This window comes from Streptomyces sp. NPDC102270 (genome assembly GCF_044766405.1).
GTDB lineage: Bacteria > Actinomycetota > Actinomycetes > Streptomycetales > Streptomycetaceae > Streptomyces.
The window spans coordinates 71,996-89,702 of record NZ_JBIWLX010000010.1 but is presented as its reverse complement, the minus strand read 5'-3'; the positions used below and the strand labels follow the sequence as shown (position 1 = coordinate 89,702).

General features: G+C 69.6%; 20 protein-coding genes. 9 read left to right on the top strand and 11 right to left on the bottom strand.

What is annotated here, in order from left to right; genetic code table 11:
* The first annotated feature begins 30 nt into the window (after window positions 1–30).
* Window positions 31–546 (top strand): PaaI family thioesterase, encoded by a 516-nt coding sequence (locus ACIRP7_RS22090; protein WP_403662050.1) that lies wholly within the window; start codon window positions 31–33, stop codon window positions 544–546.
* 456 nt (window positions 547–1,002) lie between these two features.
* Here the strand turns inward: ACIRP7_RS22090 and ACIRP7_RS22085 are convergent, their stop codons facing one another.
* Window positions 1,003–2,154 (bottom strand): acyl-CoA dehydrogenase family protein, encoded by a 1,152-nt coding sequence (locus tag ACIRP7_RS22085; RefSeq protein WP_360931411.1) that lies wholly within the window; start codon window positions 2,152–2,154, stop codon window positions 1,003–1,005.
* A 259-nt stretch (window positions 2,155–2,413) separates the two neighbouring features.
* Between ACIRP7_RS22085 and ACIRP7_RS22080 the strand changes: the two genes are divergently transcribed.
* Window positions 2,414–4,000 carry an amidohydrolase family protein gene (locus ACIRP7_RS22080; protein ID WP_403662047.1) on the top strand — a complete coding sequence of 529 codons (1,587 nt, stop codon included), beginning with the start codon at window positions 2,414–2,416 and terminating at the stop codon, window positions 3,998–4,000.
* Window positions 4,001–4,076: 76 nt separating this feature from the next.
* Here ACIRP7_RS22080 and ACIRP7_RS22075 read toward each other — a convergent pair whose 3' ends face one another.
* On the bottom strand, window positions 4,077–4,922 hold the full coding sequence (locus ACIRP7_RS22075) for an RNA polymerase sigma factor SigF (RefSeq protein ID WP_352385448.1): 846 nt from the start codon (window positions 4,920–4,922) through the stop codon (window positions 4,077–4,079).
* Window positions 4,923–5,059: 137 nt separating this feature from the next.
* The gene (locus tag ACIRP7_RS22070; protein ID WP_403662044.1) at window positions 5,060–5,551 is read right to left on the bottom strand and encodes an ATP-binding protein; all 492 of its coding nucleotides are present in this window, start codon (window positions 5,549–5,551) and stop codon (window positions 5,060–5,062) included.
* A gap of 175 nt (window positions 5,552–5,726) precedes the next feature.
* On the opposite strand from ACIRP7_RS22070, the gene ACIRP7_RS22065 reads away from it, so the two are divergent.
* From ACIRP7_RS22065 to ACIRP7_RS22050, 4 genes are all read left to right on the top strand, one after another.
* Window positions 5,727–6,095 carry an STAS domain-containing protein gene (locus tag ACIRP7_RS22065; RefSeq protein ID WP_403662041.1) on the top strand — a complete coding sequence of 123 codons (369 nt, stop codon included), beginning with the start codon at window positions 5,727–5,729 and terminating at the stop codon, window positions 6,093–6,095.
* A 116-nt stretch (window positions 6,096–6,211) separates the two neighbouring features.
* Window positions 6,212–6,382 (top strand): DUF5670 family protein, encoded by a 171-nt coding sequence (locus tag ACIRP7_RS22060; RefSeq protein ID WP_030933194.1) that lies wholly within the window; start codon window positions 6,212–6,214, stop codon window positions 6,380–6,382.
* Window positions 6,383–6,877: 495 nt separating this feature from the next.
* Complete coding sequence (locus ACIRP7_RS22055) at window positions 6,878–7,036, top strand: hypothetical protein (RefSeq protein WP_403662038.1); 159 nt, start codon at window positions 6,878–6,880, stop codon at window positions 7,034–7,036.
* A gap of 6 nt (window positions 7,037–7,042) precedes the next feature.
* Window positions 7,043–7,480 carry a DJ-1/PfpI family protein gene (locus ACIRP7_RS22050; RefSeq protein ID WP_403662035.1) on the top strand — a complete coding sequence of 146 codons (438 nt, stop codon included), beginning with the start codon at window positions 7,043–7,045 and terminating at the stop codon, window positions 7,478–7,480.
* A 216-nt stretch (window positions 7,481–7,696) separates the two neighbouring features.
* On the opposite strand, the gene ACIRP7_RS22045 is transcribed toward ACIRP7_RS22050, so the two are convergent.
* The gene (locus ACIRP7_RS22045) at window positions 7,697–8,599 is read right to left on the bottom strand and encodes a LysR family transcriptional regulator (protein ID WP_403662032.1); all 903 of its coding nucleotides are present in this window, start codon (window positions 8,597–8,599) and stop codon (window positions 7,697–7,699) included.
* A 173-nt stretch (window positions 8,600–8,772) separates the two neighbouring features.
* Between ACIRP7_RS22045 and ACIRP7_RS22040 the strand changes: the two genes are divergently transcribed.
* The 3 genes from ACIRP7_RS22040 (at window position 8,773) to ACIRP7_RS22030 (ending at window position 11,334) form a co-directional block, all read left to right on the top strand.
* Complete coding sequence (locus ACIRP7_RS22040) at window positions 8,773–9,507, top strand: SDR family NAD(P)-dependent oxidoreductase (RefSeq protein ID WP_403662029.1); 735 nt, start codon at window positions 8,773–8,775, stop codon at window positions 9,505–9,507.
* A gap of 48 nt (window positions 9,508–9,555) precedes the next feature.
* A complete protein-coding gene (locus tag ACIRP7_RS22035) occupies window positions 9,556–10,179 on the top strand; it encodes an NADPH-dependent F420 reductase (protein WP_403662026.1) in 624 nt (207 codons plus the stop codon).
* 219 nt (window positions 10,180–10,398) lie between these two features.
* Window positions 10,399–11,334 (top strand): SDR family oxidoreductase, encoded by a 936-nt coding sequence (locus tag ACIRP7_RS22030; protein WP_403662023.1) that lies wholly within the window; start codon window positions 10,399–10,401, stop codon window positions 11,332–11,334.
* 68 nt (window positions 11,335–11,402) lie between these two features.
* Here ACIRP7_RS22030 and ACIRP7_RS22025 read toward each other — a convergent pair whose 3' ends face one another.
* The 7 genes from ACIRP7_RS22025 to ACIRP7_RS21995 form a co-directional block, all read right to left on the bottom strand.
* Window positions 11,403–12,494 carry an LLM class flavin-dependent oxidoreductase gene (locus ACIRP7_RS22025; RefSeq protein WP_403662020.1) on the bottom strand — a complete coding sequence of 364 codons (1,092 nt, stop codon included), beginning with the start codon at window positions 12,492–12,494 and terminating at the stop codon, window positions 11,403–11,405.
* Window positions 12,495–12,639: 145 nt separating this feature from the next.
* Entirely contained in the window at window positions 12,640–12,726 is an 87-nt protein-coding gene (locus tag ACIRP7_RS22020) for a putative leader peptide (RefSeq protein WP_403662693.1), read from the bottom strand.
* A gap of 70 nt (window positions 12,727–12,796) precedes the next feature.
* The gene (locus tag ACIRP7_RS22015; protein ID WP_403662017.1) at window positions 12,797–13,522 is read right to left on the bottom strand and encodes a GNAT family N-acetyltransferase; all 726 of its coding nucleotides are present in this window, start codon (window positions 13,520–13,522) and stop codon (window positions 12,797–12,799) included.
* A 185-nt stretch (window positions 13,523–13,707) separates the two neighbouring features.
* Complete coding sequence (locus ACIRP7_RS22010; RefSeq protein WP_403662014.1) at window positions 13,708–14,520, bottom strand: ABC transporter permease; 813 nt, start codon at window positions 14,518–14,520, stop codon at window positions 13,708–13,710.
* Window positions 14,517–15,299, bottom strand: a complete 783-nt coding sequence (locus tag ACIRP7_RS22005) for an ABC transporter ATP-binding protein (protein ID WP_403662011.1) — start codon at window positions 15,297–15,299, stop codon at window positions 14,517–14,519. Before ACIRP7_RS22005 ends, ACIRP7_RS22010 begins: the two co-directional genes overlap by 4 nt.
* Window positions 15,292–16,620, bottom strand: coding sequence for an LLM class flavin-dependent oxidoreductase (locus tag ACIRP7_RS22000; protein ID WP_403662008.1), 1,329 nt, complete (start codon window positions 16,618–16,620; stop codon window positions 15,292–15,294). Before ACIRP7_RS22000 ends, ACIRP7_RS22005 begins: the two co-directional genes overlap by 8 nt.
* Window positions 16,617–17,675 (bottom strand): aliphatic sulfonate ABC transporter substrate-binding protein, encoded by a 1,059-nt coding sequence (locus tag ACIRP7_RS21995; protein WP_403662005.1) that lies wholly within the window; start codon window positions 17,673–17,675, stop codon window positions 16,617–16,619. The genes ACIRP7_RS22000 and ACIRP7_RS21995 overlap by 4 nt, the downstream gene beginning before the upstream one ends.
* Window positions 17,676–17,707 lie beyond the last annotated feature (32 nt).

Below are 17,707 nucleotides of genomic sequence, written 5' to 3'. Positions count from 1 at the left end.
ACTCCGACGCCCGACAAGAGGAGTCACACCATGTCCACGACGCCGTCGACCGGGCCCTGGGCGGGGGCCGACTTCCAGGAACCGCCCCGGACTCCCGGCGGGGTGGCCCTGTGCGGGGCGTGCCGCGCCGCCGGTTCCTGCCGGCTGGGAGTGGAGCACGAGCGGCTCGACGAGGACGGGTCGGCGCGGTTCGAGCTGTCCTGCCCGCGGGACCAGGAGGGCGGGCCCGATGTGGCGCACGGCGGCTGGACCGCGGCCGTACTGGACGACTGCCTCGGCCATCTGCCGCTGCTGCACCGCGTGTTGAGCGTGACGGCGGAGCTGACCGTGAGCTTCGTGAAGCCGGTTCCGGTGCAGCGGCCGCTGGAGGTCCGGGCCTGGGTGGAAAAGCGGGAGGGCAGGCGCTGGTACATCGCTGGCGAGATGGTGCTGCTGCCGACGCGGGCCGTCCTGGCCCGGGTCTCCGGGATCTGGGTGACCCGGGACCAGGGCCACTTCGCCCGACACCAGGAGTGGCTGGCCTGCCAGGACGCCGAAGCTCAGTAGGCACGGTCGGCGGGGCCGGGGCGGCGGGCTCAGTAGGAACAGCCGACCAGCCGGGGCGGCGAGTTCCGAAGGATCAGCCAGCAGCCCGGGACGACGGACCCACAAGGAACAGCCGACGGGCCGAGACGGCCGGCTCAGTAGGGCCACGGCCGGCGAGCCGAGCCGGCAGGCTCAACAGGCACATGCGGCAGCCGCGGCAGCGAGTTCCAAAGGAACAGCCAGCAGCCCGGGACGACGGACCCAAATAGAACAGCCGGCCGGCCGAGGCGGCGGGCTCAAAAGGCACGGCCGACAGGTTGAGGCGGCGGAGCCCACAAGGAACAGCCAGCGGGCTGAGGCGGCGAGGCCCAGAAGCAACCGCCGACAGGCCCGACGCGGCGGACCCCAAAAGCCACCACCGGCAGACCGACGCGGCTGAGCCCGGAAAGAACCGCCGACAGGCCGGGACGGCGAGGCTCAGTAGGACCTGAGCCCCATGCTGCGGGCTATGCCGTTGCGCTGGATCTGACTCGTGCCCCCGGAGATCGTGGCCACGATCGACTCCCGGTACCGGAAGCTCATCACGCTCTCCGTCGAGAACCCGTGCCCCGCGCAGACCTGCATCCCGAGCCGCGCCGCCGCCACATACGTCTCCGAGCCCTTCAGCTTCGCCATCGACCCTTCGCGTGTGCACGGCTTGCCCTGGGCGAGCAGCCAGGCCGCCCGGTAGGCGAGCAGCCGGGCGGAGTCGATCTCGGTCTGCAGGTCGGCCATGGCGTGCGCGAGGGCCTGGAAGTTGCCGATCGGCCGGCCGAAGGCGTGCCGGTTGCGGGCATAGTCGAGCATCTCGTCGAGCGTGGCCTGCGCGGCGCCCAGATAGCCCCCGCTGATGATGACCTTCTCCAGCTCGATGTTGGAGAGCATCACCTTCCAGCCCTCGTCGCGCGGGCCGACGAGGTTCTCCTTCGGCACCAGGGCGTCGTTGAAGAAGACCTCGTTGGTGCCCAGGATGTGCCGGGCCAGTGTCGGCGTCCGGCGCACCTCGACGCCCTCGGTCGCGGGATCGACGAGCAGCAGGCTGATGCCGCCGTGCTTGGGCTCGCGGGGCCCGGTCCGCACATACGTGGCGATGGTCGTGTCGGGCAGCCCACCACCGGTGCACCACGCCTTCTGACCCCGGACGAGGAAGTCGTCCCCGTGGTCCTCGGCGGTGGTGCGCAGCGCCGCGGCGTCGGACCCGCTGTCCGGCTCGCTGAGGCCGACGGCGAGCCGGTGGCGGCCCGTCATCACCTGCTCGCGGATGAAGTCGCGCTGCGCCTCGCTGCCCCACCGGAACACCGTGATCCCGGGGATGAGCACTCCGATGTAGCACATGGCGACATCGAAGCTGGCCCGCCCGAGCTCCTCGGCGATCAGGATGAGCTCCAGCGGTCCGCCACCGTCGCCGCCCTCGTCCTCGGCGAACGGGAGCGAGAACCACCCGAGGTCTGCCATCCCCCGGAACAGCTCGGGCGGTACGACACCTTCCTCGTCCCACTGCTTGGCCTTCTCGGCCGGGCACACGTCGGCGACGAACTGCCGAGCCGTCGCACGCAACAGGTCCTGCTCGTCGGTCAGCCCGAAGTCCACGGATACTCCTCGCCAGCACTAGGTTATTCATCTATCTAATTGTTCTATGTTAGCGGATAAGAGGCGGCGGTAGTACTGCTCCCCCACGGCTACCTGCGCACCGGGGCCACGGCGTCCGTGTACGACGCCGGCCCCCGGTGGTCCCAACAACACCCCCACACGCACCGTCTGGCCGCACTGTCATATCGCCCCGTGTCCGCCAGAGTCATGGGGTCGGCGGACACGGCCGGCGGATTCACCAGCAGAAGGGGGAAGCAGCATGTCCGAAGCAGCAAGTGGGGCACAGGCCGGCATGGCCCGACGAGGGTTCCTGGCCGGGGCCGCCGCCATGACGGGTACGGCACTTGCGGGCACGGCGCCCGTCAGCACGGCACACGCGGCCGGGACGACGGTCGGAAACGGCGCCGGTACCGGCCCGTTGGCGCTCACCCACGTCACCGTGATCGACGGGTCAGAAGCAGCCCCGGCCCCCGACATGACGGTCGTCGTCGAGGGCGGCCGCATCACCGCACTCACCCCGAGCGCACAGGCCCGGCTCCGCCCGGGCACCCGCACGGTCGACCTGACCGGCAAGTTCCTGATTCCGGGACTGATCGAGGCGCACACCCACAGCGACGGCCCGGAAACGGTGATCCCGGCGCTGTACGCGCTCACCGGCGTCACCACGGTCCGGGAGATGCGGGGTCAGCCGGTCCATCACGAGTGGCGCGAGAAAATCCGCAGCGGTGCGCTGCTCGGCCCCCGCTGGGTCGTCGGCAGCCCCATCGTCGACGGCGCGCCCTCGCTGTGGGCGGCCGACGTGGGCCCCACCATCGAGGTGCGCGACGCGGCCGAGGCCCGGCGTGCCGTACGGCAGGTCAAGCGCGAGGGCGCGGACTTCGTCAAGGTGTACTCCCGCCTGTCCCGCGAGGCCTACTACGCCATCGCGGACGAGGCCCGCCGCCAGGGCATCCCCCACCTCGGGCACTGCCCCGACACCGTACGGATCGCGGAGGCGAGCGCCCTCGGTCACCGCACCATCGAGCACCTGCACGCACTGCTCCTGGCGACCTCACGGCACGAGAAGGAGATACGGCGCCGCCTGGCCGCCGTACGGATCGACCCGCGCGACCCGAGCAGCCTGTCCCGCTACCACAGCTGGTTCCAGCAGGTGCATCCCCTTGAATGGCGGGCGGTGCAGGGCTACGACCCGGACCGGGCGGACGCCCTCTTCCGGAGTCTGGCGGCCTACGGGACCGCCGTCGTGCCCACGCTCAGCGTGCACCGCACGCTGGAGCTGCCCGACGACGTTCCGTCCCGGGCGGAGGAGTGGAAGTACCTGCCCGCATGGCAGGTGGAGAGCTGGCCGGACCAACTGGCGGCCCTGATCGGTGGCCGCACCCCCGAGCAGGCCCGGCAGATCCGCCGAATCTTCGAGCACCGCCTCCGGCTGGTGAGCGAGCTGCACGGCGCGGGTGTGCGGCTGGCGGCGGGCACCGACACCGGCACGGGATACCTCGTCCCGGGCTTCGCCCTCCACGACGAGCTGGCGCTGCTCGTGACGGCCGGCCTCACCCCGGCCGAGGCCCTGCGTGCGGCCACACGGGACGCGGCCCGCACCCTCGGTCTGCCCGGCGTCGGCACCGTGGCCCGTGGACAGGCCGCCGATCTGCTCGTCCTCGACGCCGACCCGCTGCGGAACATCCGCAACACCCGCCGCATCCACGGCGTGGTCGTCGACGGCAGGTGGATCTCGCCGGAGGAACGCCGTCGGCTGCTCGCGGCGGTGGAAAAGGCCGCCGCACAGACCCCGCCGCCCGAGGAGGGGGCGACCCTGACGGGCTGCGGCTGCGGCGGACACCCCTGACCGCCGGGCCGGGGAGCGGATGCGCCCGGGCGCCGCGCGCCGCTCACCCCGTCCTCCCTCTCGCGGGCGAGAGGTGTCAGCGGGTCGTGAGCATCCCTTCACGCAGTCGGGCAAGCGTGCGGGACAGGAGCCGGGAGACGTGCATCTGGGAGACGCCCAGGCGTTCGCCGATCTGCCCCTGAGTGAGTTCCTCGACGAAGCGCATGTGGATGAGCTGCCGCTCACGCTCGTCGAGTTGCGCGATCAGCGGGGCGAGGGCGTGGAAGTCCTCCACCAGCTCCAGGTCCGTGTCCTGGGCGCCGATGAAGTCCTGAAGGGCGGCTTCACCCTCCTCGCTACCGCTGATCGTGGCGTCCAGGGAGGCGGAGTTGTAGCCGTTGGCGGCCAGGCGGGCCTCACGGACCTCGTCCTCGGGCAGGCTCATCAGCTCCGACAGTTCCCGGACCGTGGGGGTGCGGCCCAGCCGGCTGCGCAGTTCCTCGGTGGCGCGGGCCAGCTGGACGCGGGCTTCCTGCAGGCGGCGCGGAACGTGCACGGCCCAGGTGGTGTCGCGGAAGAACCGCTTGATCTCGCCGACGATGTAGGGGATGGCGAACGAGGTGAACTCCACCTCCCGGGACAGCTCGAAGCGGTCGATCGCCTTGATCAGGCCGATCATGCCGACCTGGACGATGTCCTCCATCTCCTCCGGCCCGCGGCTGCGGAACCGACCGGCCGCGAAGCGGACCAGGGACATGTTCATCTCGATCAGCGTGTTCCGGGCGTACTGATACTCCGCGGTGCCCTCCTCCAGCGCGGCCAGCTGCTGGAAGAACAACTTCGAGAGTTCTCGGGCGTCCTTGGGTGCCACCCGGGACGGATCAGCGACCTCCGGCAGCTCGTCCGTCCGCGTCTGCGCTGCCACCATGCTCCTGGTCGCCATACTGTTCCCCTCCCAGGTCGATCCCGCCGCCACGGCCAGCCGAGCGGCCGACGACGCACCGCTTACCCCCACATCCTGCACCCACTCCTTGATTATCCGCCTGAACCGAATTCAAAAACCCCCGCCACCGCCGGCTCCTACTGAGGACGGCGTCCCGTGATGGCGCCGCCCAGGTCGTCGGGGAGTGCGATGCGGGCCGTGATCCGTTTGCCGACCGGCTCCCGCTGCACTTCGAAGCCCTGGGCGACGGCCATGACGATCTCCAGGCCGTGCTGCCCGACTCTGCCCGCGTCAGCGGCCCGGGCCACCGGCAGGACCGGATCGCTGTCCCACACGACCACCTCCACCACGGCGCCGACGATCCGCAACTCCATCAGCACCGGCCCGGGAGCATACTTGCGGGCGTTGGTGACCAGCTCGCTGACGACCAGCTGCGTCAGATCCATCACGCGCGCGGAAACCGGCAGGCCGTGCTCGGCCTGGACGCGGACAAGGAAATCCACCGCCCGGTGACGCGCCTCGGCGATGCAGGATCCGTCACCGTCCAGCGCGACGGTGTCCTGTATCGCCGACGCACCGGGCATCACGCCGCCCTCACCGTCGGGGACTGATTTCGCCGGGTCCACCATTGTTCCTCCCCCCGTTCACACGCCTGCGCCTACCCCGCACCACGCCTCACATGTCCCGTGAGGACTGAGCAATGGGCCGCACACGAGTTCGCCGTAGCATCGTGCACAGTATCGGCGCACGATCGCGTCGGTCCTTTGAGCCCCCCCATCAGTGAGCGCAGTCGGCGAGGACACGGTGACAGACACCCATGAAGCAGCCCGGTGGCCCGGCCCGCTGTCGATCGGCCACGCCGCCGTCGACGGCGTCCCTGTGGTCACCGTGCGCGGCGAGATCGACCACACCGTCAAGGACATGCTCAGCCAGGCCCTGCTGCCCGACGACGGCCCGACGCCTCCGCGGACCGTCGTGGACCTCAGCGGCGTGACGTTCATGGACTCCAGCGGCATCAACGTCCTCGTCGCCGCCCACAAGAGCATGAGCGACGCGCAGGGGTGGCTGCGGCTCGCCGCCCCCCAGGCATCGGTGCTGCGGCTGATTGAGCTCGTCGGCCTGGACCAGGTCATTTCCTGTCATCCCACCGTCGAGCAGGCACTGGCCGCCTGACCCACACCCCGTGGAGAAACTGGGTCCAGTGCCCGCAAGAGCAGTGAAGAAACCAAGGAAATCGACCGTATGTTCTTGGATTCGCCGGGCACGAGGAGCGACGGAGGTTGATAACTATGGTTCCCCTGCTTCTCGTTCTTCTTCTGGCACTGATCCTCTTCGGCGCGGGCTTCGCGCTGAAGGCACTGTGGTGGATCGCCGTCATCGTCCTGGTCGTCTGGCTGCTGGGCTTCGTGATGCGCTCCGCGGACACAGGCGGCCGCAAGGGCCGTTGGTATCGCTGGTAACCCCCACCCATCAGTGACATGCCTGTGGGCTCCGGATGGATCCGGAGCCCACAGGCATGTCCGGACAGCTGACGGCCGCCCTGAAGACGCTGGCCGAAGCCGGGCTGAAGCCGGCGGAGTGGCCGCTCGGGCATCCCCACGGCATCACCGCAGCGCACTTCTCCTGAGACGGGGGTCGTCTCGGTGTCAAGAGCAGCTCCTGGAGTCGGCCCGCTCGGTGCGGCGGCCCCGCTCCGGCAGAACCGGCAGGGCACCGCATGCCTCGAGGTCCAGCCCCGCGAGCACCGGCCCTCCCGGCGCGATCCCCGCTGGTCCTCAGCCGGTTCGTCCTGGCGGATGACACGGTCGGGCGTCCTGGACAACCCCCGACAACATCGTTCATTCCTGGCTTCAGGGCATGTCGATCATGCGGGGGTTCCTTCACCGCCGCTCCGACACGGCGACGGACCCGGCCTGCCGAAGTCGCCGGGCCAGGAACGCAAGACAATGCCCGACATGGCAACCGAAGACACCGCGGCGACGCCCGAGCACCGCGTGCAGGTGGACCTCGTCTCCTCCACGCCGAGGGAAGTCCTGGTCGTCGTATCCAACCCGGCTGCGTCCACGCTCGGCTGGCCAATGGGCTTCTGGGGGGCCGAACTGACGCGCCTCTAATACGAGTTGACCGAACGAGGCGTCAAGGTGACCATCGCGAGCCCGGCAGGTGGCAAGGTCGAGATGGACCCGATCAGCGATCCCCGCGACCCGTCGAAGTGGTCGGCAGACGATCTGATCACCCTGGGGTTCGTCCACACACCCGAGCTGATGGCGCTGCTGGAGGACACGTCGGCCCTCGCCGAGCTGGACCCGGACGACTACGACGCGATCATGGTCGCCGGCGGTCTGGGCCCGATGTTCACCTTCCGCGGCCACCCGCAGCTCGAGGAGACGATCCGGAGCTTCTACGAGTCGGAGAAGCCCACAGCGGTCTACTGCCATGGCACAGCCGCACTGGTCGACCTCAGACTCTCCGACGGCTCCTCGTCGAGGGAAAGACCGTCACCGGCTTCGCCAACGTCGAGGAGGCCTTCAACGACGCGGCCGTCGGGCAGCAGGTGACACCGTGGCGGGTCGAGGACGGGCTCAGGGGACGCGGAGCCAACTACATCCAGGGGGTCTCTTCAAGGCTTTCGCCGTGCGCGACGGCAGGCTGATCACCGGTCAGCAGCAGTATTCGGCACGCAAGGTCGGACAGCTCGTGATGGAGGCACTCGGAGTCTGTCGGGCGGGGCGCTCGCCCGGGGAGCGCCCATGTGTCGAACCAACCCAACCGTGCTATGAAATGGCATCGCTGCCAAGCTGCCACATTTCATAGTTCCCGCATTCCGCCGTGATCTCGGCCGTCGCCTGAGCCGCGGCGAAGAAGTCGTCGATCAGCGGCGAGGTGCGCGATGCCGCCGCCGCGAGGCACACCTGATCGGGCGCCAGATCCGGGATGGGCACATACGCGACCTCCGGATGTGAGGAGAACACGGACGCCGAACGGGCCAGGAACGAGATGCCCCGGCCGGCCGCGACGTGCTCAAGCGTCTCGTCCACCCCGCGCACCAGGTACCCGGCGTTGGGATGCGCGCGCCTGGTGGGCTGTGTGGTCGAGTCGGCATGCCAGAGCAGCGGTTCGCCGGCCAGGTCGGCTTCGGTGACCTCCTCCTTGCCGGCCAACCGGTGGCCGACGGGCAGCACCGCCACCCGCGGCTCGGTGTACAGCGGGGTCACGCGCAGGCCGGTCTCGTCGATGGGCAACCGCACATAGGCGACCTCGATGCGGCCGTCGAGCAACATCGCGGCCTGGTCGTCCGATTCGATCCGCTGCACGTCCACGATCACGTCCGGGTGCCGGGCCTCGAACGCCCGCGCCGCCGGGATGACCGGGATGCCGGCCCGGAAACCAACCATCAGCCGCCGGCTGCCCCGGGCTGCCACGGACACCCGGCGGCGGACCGCGTGCGCGGAGGCGAGCAGCGGACCGGCGTCTGCCAGCAGCTGCCGGCCCGCGTCGGTCAGCGCCACGCCGTGGCGATCCCTGGTGAACAGCGGGGCGCCGAGATCCTGCTCGAGCGCCCGGATCTGCCTGCTGAGCACCGGCTGCGCGATATGCAGCTCATCGGCGGCGCGGCCGAAGTGCAACTGGTCGGCCACGGCAGCGAAGTAACGCAACTTGCGCAGGTCCAGATCCATGGGGTCCGTCTCCGAGTCGGTGATGTCTTCAGGGTATCACCACGTTTAAAAGAGGTCTTGGACACCCGCTCAGACAAATGGCAGCCTGAATAGGTAGCTATTGGAGCCGGACCGAATTCAACACAAGGATTCGACATCGGACTTCGTATACCCATCAATTCAACGGAGTGATCGTGGGAAAGCTCAATGACAAGGTAGCGGTAATCACCGGCGGATCCACCGGCTTGGCACTGGCCGGCGCCAAACTGTTCGTCGAGGAAGGAGCGCACGTCTTCATCCAGGCCCGGCGGCAGGAAGCACTCGACGACGCCGTCAAGGCGATTGGCCGCAACGTGACCGCCGTTCAGGGTGACGCGGCCGAACTGGACGACCTGGACCGCTTGTACGACACCGTCAAGCGGGAGAAGGGCTCGATCGACGTGGTGTGGGCCAGCGCCGGGATGGGCGAGCCCGCTGTCCTCGGTGAGATCACCGAGGACCAGTTCCACCGCGCCTTCTCGCTCAACGCGCGCGGCACCCTGTTCACCGTGCAGAAAGCACTGCCGCTGATGAACGACAACGGCTCGATCCTCATGACCGGATCCAACGCCTCTCTCGGCGCCTTCCCCGGCTGGAGCCTTTATGCGGGAAGCAAGGCCGTCCAGCAGGCCTGGGCCCGCGTCTGGCTCAACGAACTGCGCGACCGCAGGATCCGGGTCAACGTTTTGACCCCCGGCCAGGTCGCCACCGCCAAGCAGGAAGAACTGTTCGACGAGGCGACCAAGGCCGAATTCGAGTCCCTCATTCCCCGCGGAAAGATGGGGCGCCCCGAAGAAATCGCCAGCATCGCCCTTTTCCTCGCCTCGGACGACTCCAGCTACGTCAACGGTCTGGAACTGGTAGCCGACGGCGGCACCACCGCCATCTGAACCGCACACCAGGCGAGCCGCCTAAAAAACAGGAAGTGAGCACACCTCATGAGCAGCATCACCCTTATCGGTACGGGAAACATGGCCCGCGCCATCGGCACGCTCGCTGTGGCGGGCGGCAATACCGTCGAGGTCATGGGACGCGATCAGTCCAAGGCCGATGACCTGGCCAAGGCTCTGGGCGGCGGCGTGACGACGGGCACGTGGGGCGCCGTTCCGGCCGGGGACATCGTCATCACGGCCCTGTTGGCCGACGGTGTCGTACCGGTCGTCGCCGAGTACGGAGCCGCCCTCGCGGGCAAGGTCATCGTCGACATCAGCAACCCCTTCAACGCCACGTTCGACGGACTGGCCCACGGCGAGGAGACCTCGGTCGCGCAGGAAGCCGCCAAGGTGGCCCCGGCCGGCGCCAGTGTGGTCAAGGCGTTCAACACCATCTTCCGGAATGTCCTGGAGGAGGGCCGGCCCAACGTCTTCATCGCCGGTGACAACGCGCAGGCCAAGGCCGCCGTGGCGGCATTCGTCGAGAGCCTCGGGCTGCGCCCGCTGGACGTCGGCGGCCTGAAGATGGCGCACTGGCTGGAAGGAATGGGCCTGGTCACAGTGGGCCTCGCCGGCAACGGGGTCGGCCACTGGGACTTCGCCCTCGGCGTCAACGAATTCAAGGGCTGAGCCCCGGGGCCGAGCAGCCGGCCGGCGACGGCACTGCGAGGGACATCGCTGTCCTCACCGTGCCGCACGCCGGCGCGGCTGCAGCGGTGGTGGTGAGCGCGTACCGGGACGCCCTGTGCGGCACGGTCGCCATCGCCATCGCCAACCCCGGGCACGGGGCACACCGAGCGCACCCGCACCACCACTTCCCGCACCACCTCATTCACAAGGAGCAGCAGCGTGCGCGTCTTCGTCACTGGCGGGACCGGCCATTCCGGTTCGTACATCGTCCCCGAACTCATCGCCGCCGGACATGAGGTCACCGGCCTGGCCCGGTCGGACACGGCCGCGGCGGCGGTGTCCGCGCTCGGCGCGAAGGTGCGTCGCGGGGACCTGGAGGATCTCGACGGGCTCAAGGAGGCGGCCGCGGACTCCGACGGCGTCATCCACGTCGCACACCGGCAGGACCTGCTTCCCTCCGGCGGGCTCGACGCCGTGGCCGCCGCGGAGCTCCCCATCATGCTCGCGTACGGCGAGGCACTGGCGGGGACGGGAAAGCCGCTGGTCGCGGCGGGGAGCATAGGCTCGCCCGGGAACCTGGGCCGGCCAGCCACCGAGGACGACCCGGCCCTTCCCGGCGGCGATGAGCACAAGGGCACCCTGCGGGTCCGCAACGTCGTGGAAACCGCCGTGATCGGCCTCGCCGAGCAGGGAGTGCGGTCTTCGGTCGTGCGGATCGCCAACATCGCGCACAGCACGACCGATCGTGCCGGTTTCCTGCCCACGCTGATCGCGCTGGCGAAGGAGAAGGGTTTCGTCGGTTACCCCGGAGACGGCGCGAACCTGTGGAACGCCGTGCACGTCCGCGATGTCGCCTCTTTGTTCCGCTTGGCGCTGGAGAAGGGGCCGGCCGGCAAGTACTGGCACGCGGTCGGGGACGGTGGCATCCCGTTCCGCGAGATCGCCGAGGCCATCGGCAGCCGTCTGAGCCTGCCCGTCGTGAGCATTCCCTCGGACGTACTGATGGTGCCGGGATACTTCGGGTTCCTCGCGAACATCGTCACGCAGAGCTACCCGGCGTCCAACCTCGTCACCCGCCGTACCCTCGGCTGGGAACCCGCTCAGCCCAGCCTGCTCGCCGATCTGGACAACGGCCATTACTTCTCCGCCGGCTGACGACAGGGACCCGGATCGCCACGATTCTCTTCTGGATCGGCACCAGGTCGAGAACGCCGAGGGCAACATCAGACATGGACGGACTCCTGGGTGAGCGGTGGCGCCGGAAGCACGGGTCCCCACACGAACGGCGGGTCCGGGATCTCGTGGCGCAGCACCGGGGCGACCTTGGACTGGAACAGCTCGAGCGAGGCACGGTGCTGGGACTCCGTCAGTCCGCTCGCGTCGGCCTGCAGGTGGAGCACGCTGTGCCCGAACTGTTCGTGGTAGCGGTGCACTTTGTCGACGATCTGTTCCGGGCGCCCGATCAGAGCGGAGCTGCGTTCGACGAAGTCCTCCAGCGTCTCGAAGACGACCGGGAGGCCGGCCTTCCTGAAGAACGCCAGGTTGGACTCGAAGACCGGCCGGTACGCGGCCAGCGCCTCCTGGGAGGTGGGCGCGACGTAGGTGCCCGCCGTGCCCGCGCCGACGGCGATGTCCGCCGGGTCGTGGCCGTAGTACTCCCAGCGCTCGCGGTAGTGACGGATCAACTCGGCATACCGCTCCATGGCGTGGGTGACGTTCGCCGAGAAGAGCGGGTCGCCGTAGCGGGCGGCCAGGTCGACCGACTCCTTGCTGGTCGCGCTGCCGTGCCAGACCCGGACCGGCCGCTGATACGGCCGCGGCCACACCTCGGCGTCCGTCAGCGGGGGACGGAAGCGGGTGCCGGCGGTGACCTTGTCCTGGCGCCAGATCTTCCGGAAGACCTCGTAACTCTCGGCGTTGCGGTCCCACTGGTCCTCGGGCGTGACGTGGAACAGGTCGCGTTGAGCGGCGCCGTTGCCCTTGCCGATGATCAGGTCGAGGCGCCCGTCGGAGAGGTGGTCGAGGGTGGCGTAGTCCTCGTACGCCCGGGCCGGATCGAGCAGGCTGAGCGTCGTGACGGCCGTGAACAGACGGATCCGCTTCGTCAGGGCGGCCACATGGCTGAGCACGACGGTCGGCGAGGAGGAGATGAACGGCCGCTCGTGGCGCTCCCCCACGCCGAAGCCGTCGAAGCCCAACTCCTCGGCGAGCAGCGCGTTGTCGAGGACCTCGCGGAAGCGGTCGTGGGTCGGCTTCTGGACCCCGGTGACGGGATCCGGGCGGTGCACGATGAGTGTGATGGCGAGGAACTTCACGATGCCGCCCGCCGCTCGTGGTGGGTGTCGCAGGCCGGAGGCAGCGAGGACGAAGAAGGGGACACGGGCAGGCGCCTTCCTGGGATCCGTAGAGAGGGCCGGCCCGCGGATGCGCAGGGCACGGCGGCTGGGGCGGCTGAACGGGTCAGGAACAACAGAGCGCGGTGGACACGCGCAGGAGATCGATATGAGGCCGGGAGTGGAGATGGAGGGCACGGAGTACATGAGTCACGTGCCGCACCTCCGTCCGAGTGGTCCGAGCACTCACCTTGCACTCACCCTCGACAAGGCCAACCGCACGGCTATGCCGTTTCTTCCAGCGCGGCGGCTCCGGTGTGCCGTACGAGGGAGAAGACGGTACGGCGGCGCAGGGTGAAGCCAATCGACTCGTAGAGCCGGATCGCGTTCGCGTTGGTGGCCGCGGCGTGCAGGAAGGGGCGTTCGCCGCGCTCCTTGATGCCGGCGGCGACCGCGCGGACCAGGCGGGTGGCCAGGCCCCGGCCGCGGTGGGCGGCATCGGTGCACACGGCGCTGATCTCGGTCCAGCCGGGCGGATGCAGTCGCTCGCCGGCCAGGGCGATCAGCCGGCCGTGGTGGCGGATGCCGAGGTAGGTGCCCAGTTCGACGGTGCGGGGCAGATAGGGGCCCGGCTGGGTGCGGGCGACCAGGTCGAGGATCTCGGGCACGTCGTGGGGGCCGAGTCGTACGGCCTCGGGGTCGGGCTCCGCGCGCAGGCCGGTGTCCACGAGCTGGACGCCGTGTCCGGTGCGCACGACCTCCCAGCCCTCCGGTGCCTCGGTCACGCCCCGCACCGAGGCGGTGCCGCCGGGGCCGACGAGGGCTGCGAGGTCGTCCCAGGAGCGCGGGTCGTCCTCGTCGGAGACGGCGTGGAAGGGGGCCACATCGGGGTGGTATCGGATCGCGTGGCCCTTGCGTTCGGCGAAGTGGGCGTGCGGGCCGGTGAGCGCGGCCCAGGCGGGGTTGTCCAGGATGTGCGGGGAGTTGGAGTCCAGGGCGATGATGGTCATGGTGTGGCGGTCTCCGGTGCGCGGCTCGGGATGTTCGTCGGGGGGACTTCACCGCGGGTGGTGGTCCGGTCCCCGGCTCGGGACGGTCAGGAGTTGTCGAGCGGTAGCCCGGGCGGGTCGACCTCGGACTTGGCGACGGCCTCGTAGGAGAGGTTGCGGGCCTTGAGCCGCTCGGCGTGCGGTGTTCAGGGCTTGAGGCGGCCGGTGGCGAACAGCGCGGCCGACCAGGCTGTCAGCGCCACCGCGAGGGCCCAGACCACGGCGAGGGCCGGGCCCGCGCCGACATCGCCCTGGCCGAGGAACCCGATGCGTTCGACCTGGACCAGCCAGAAGACGGGGTCGAGGTGGCTCACGGCGTCCCAGAACGGGGGCAGTTGATGGACCGAGTAGAAGACGCCGCCGAGAAAGCCCAGCGGCAGCAGGATGATCGACTCCATGGAGTAGACGTGGTCGAGGGACTTGGCGTGGGCGCCGGCGATGACTCCGACCTGTGCGGCGACGAGAAGCAGTCCGAGGGTGCCGAGCAGCAGGACGAGGGGGCGGGCCGGAGCGTGGCCGTGGGTGAGCGGCAGGGCCACGGCCAGGACACCCGTGCCCACCACGGCGCCTCGGGCGATGCCGCCGCCCACCAGTGCCGCGTTGATCTCCCACCATCGGAGCGGGCTCGCGTACACGTCGTTGATGTACTGGTCGCGGCGGGCCTCGAACAGGCTGGTCGTCCCGTTGAAGAAGCCGACGTTGACGATCGCCTGGGCGAAGAGGCCGGGCACGATGAAGCTGCCGTAGCCGACACCGTCGATCGTGTCGACGTGCGAGCCGAGGGCCGTTCCGAAGACGACGACGAACAGCACGGTCGACAGCACCGGGCCGACGACGCTGTAGCGCCAGATGGTCAGGAAGCGCAGCACCTCCCGCTCCAGGAGCCACAAGAAGGGTGCGCGTTCCGCCTCGAAGGGTTCGTCGTACGCCGGGAGGGCCGGGGTCTCGGTGCCGCTCATGTGGTGACCCCCTCCGCCGTGATCACCCGGTTGTAGACCTCCGAGATGTCCCGGGCCGCGTACCGCGTGCGCAGCGAGGCGGCGGAGCCGCGGTCGACGATCCGGCCCCCGCGCAGCAGGGCGATCTCGTCGCACAGGGTCTCCGCCTCCTCCAGGTAGTGGGTTGTCAACAGGACAGTGGTGCCTGCGGCGTTGAGGCCCTTGACGATCCGCCAGATCTGCGAGCGCAGCTCGACGTCGACGCCGGCCGTCGGCTCGTCGAGGATGAGCAGGCGGGGGTGGTGCATGAGGGCCCGCGCGAGGACGAGGCGCCGTTGCATGCCGCCGGACAGTTCGTAGGCGCGTACGTCGGCCTTGTCGTCGAGGCCGAACAGGACGAGCAGTTCGTCCGCGCGCCGGGCGGCCGTCCTCCGGCCGATGCCGTGGTAGCCGGCGTGGTAGATCAGGATCTGCCGGATGGACAGGAACCGGTCGACGTTGATCTCCTGCGAGGCCAGACCCAGCAGCCTGCGGGCCTGGCGGCTGCGGTGGTCGTGGCCGAAGACGGAGAGCGTGCCCGCGGTGGGGCGGACGATGTTGCACACCGAGCCGATCAGGGTGGTCTTCCCGGCTCCGTTCGGGCCGAGCAGCCCGAAGAAGGCGCCTTCCGGGATCTCCAGGTCCAGTCCGGCCACCGCGGTGAAGCCGTCCGCGTACGTCTTGCGGAGCCCCTCGACCCGCAGGGCGGGCGGACCCCCGCCGCTCCGGGAAGCGGCGGGAGTCGTGAGCGGGTCAGCCATGGAACTGGTTGGCCGGGACCGCCAGCCCGTAGTGCTCGCGCAGGGTCGTGCCGTCGTACTCCTCGCGGAACAGCCCCTTGCCGCGCAGGATCGGCAGGACGTGTTCGGCGAAGGCCGCGAGGCCCGACGGCAGGGCGGGGGCCATGATGTTGAAGCCGTCCGCGGCTCCGCCCTCGAACCAGGCGATGATCGTGTCCGCGACCTGCTCGGGCGTGCCGACGAACTCGAAGTGACCGCGCCCGCCGCCGAGCCGGGAGATGAGCTGGCGGACCGTCAGCCGCTCGCGCACCGCGAGATCGATGATCAGGTCGGAACGGCTCTGTGTGCCCTCCAGCTTCGGCCTGGCGAGGATGAAGTCGGGCAGGGGCTGGTCGAGTTGGAAGACGGAGGCCTCGGTCTCGAACACGGCGGCCAGCTGGCGCAGCCCGTACTCCGGGACGCGCAGCTCGTCGAACTGCCGGGCGAGCGCCCGGGCTTCCGCCTCGGTCGACCCGATGTAGGGGACGATGCCGGGCAGGACGATCACGCCGTCCGGGTCGCGGCCCGCGGCCCTGGCCCGTGCCTTGATGTCGGCGTAGAAGGCGGCCGCCCGCTCGTACGTCGTGTGGGCGGTGAAGATCGCCTCGGCGTGGCGGGCCGCGAAGTCCTTGCCGTCCTCGGAGGAGCCGGCCTGGACGAGCAGGGGATAGCCCTGCGGTGGGCGCTCGATGTTGAGCGGGCCTGCGACCTTGAAGTGCCTGCCCTGGTGGCCGATGCGGTGCAGCCGCTCGGGGTCGGCGTAGCGTCCGGTGGACCTGTCCGCGAGGACGGCCTCGGACTCCCAGCTGTCCCACAGCGCCTTGGCGACCTTCAGGAACTCGTCGGCGCGGGCGTAGCGCTCGGCGTGGTCGGGGCGGTTGTCGAGGCCGAAGTTGGCGGCCTCGTCTGCCCCGGCGGAGGTGACGATGTTCCAGCCGGCGCGGCCGCCGCTGACGTGGTCGACGGACGCGAGCCGGCGGGCGAGGTTGTACGGCTCGTTGTAGGTCGACGACACGGTCGCGATGAGGCCGATCCTGCTCGTCGCCTGGGAGAGCGCGGTCAGCAGGGTCAGTGGTTCGAGCTGGCCGGGCGGCCGGAACTCGCCGGTGCCGATGAGGGCGGGCCCGTCCGCGAGGAACAGGGAGTCGAACTTGGCGCTCTCGGCGAGCTGTGCCAGTTCGATCCAGTGCCGCAGGTCGAAGTCGGCCCGGGGGTTACTGTGCGGGAGCCGCCACGCCGCCTCGTGGTGGCCCGCTTCCATGAGGAAGGCGTTGAGGTGCAGCTGCCGCCGTCCCGTGCTCATGAGGTGACCTTCAGCGTGGAGCTGTCGTAGCCGGCCGGGAGAAGGTTGTCGGTGATCGACTCGACGTCGACCTTCTTGGTGATCTGACCGGCCTCCAGGAAGGCGTCGGCGAGCTTCTGCTCCAGTGCGATGTCCGTCTGCTCCACCGGGGTCACCCGGTTCGAGTAGGCGGCCAGGGATGCCTTGGCGTCGGCCAGCGGGATGCCCTGCTCCTTCGAGAGCGCCTGCGTGTATTTCTCGGGGTTCTTGACGGCCCAGGCGAACTCCCGCGAGAGCCTCTTCAACACGTCCGTGAGAGCGGCACGCTTGGTTTTGTCCTTCAGCGACGCGTCACTGGCGACGTAGTAGCTGCTGGTCTGGTCGATCGGCGGGAGACCCTTCACCAGGATCCGGGCGCCGTTCTTGACCGCGATCGCGGACTGCGGGTTCCAGATCGACCAGGCGTCCACCTTGCCCGTGTTGAACGCCGTCGCGCCGGCCGCCGGGTCGAGGAAGACCAGCTTCACGTCCTTGGGGGTGAGGCCGACGCTCTTCAGCGCGTTCAGGGCCAGACCGTGGGCCGAACTGCCCTGCGGGACAGCGAGTTTCTTGCCCTTGAGGTCGGCGGCCGTCCTCAGCTTCGAGCCCTTCGGCACGATGATGTTCTCCACCGCCTGGTCGGGCGTGAGCGAGCGGTTGACGGCGACGACCCTGAAGCCGTACTCCTTCGCGGCACCGGTGATCGGCGGTACGTCGCCGACGCTGCCGAGGTCGATGTCGCCCGAGGCCGCCGCCTGCACGAGCGGCGGGCCGTAGGTGAAGCGGGCGAACTTCACCTTGTAGGGCGCGTTGTCGAACACACCGGTGACCTTCGCCAGCTCCTGGCTGCCGTCGCCGCCGTTGTCGCCGATGGTGAAGGTGTACTTGCTCCACTCGGGGTGCTTGGCGTCGCTCGCGTCGGCGGCGTTGCTCAGCGGCGCGGCCGTGTCCGACGACGACGATCCGCAGGCGACGAGGGTGCTCGCGAGGGCGAGCGAGCCAACGGTGCCGATGAGTCTGCTGGTTCTCTTACGCATGGTCTTACGCATGGGATGTGGTGTGCCTTCTG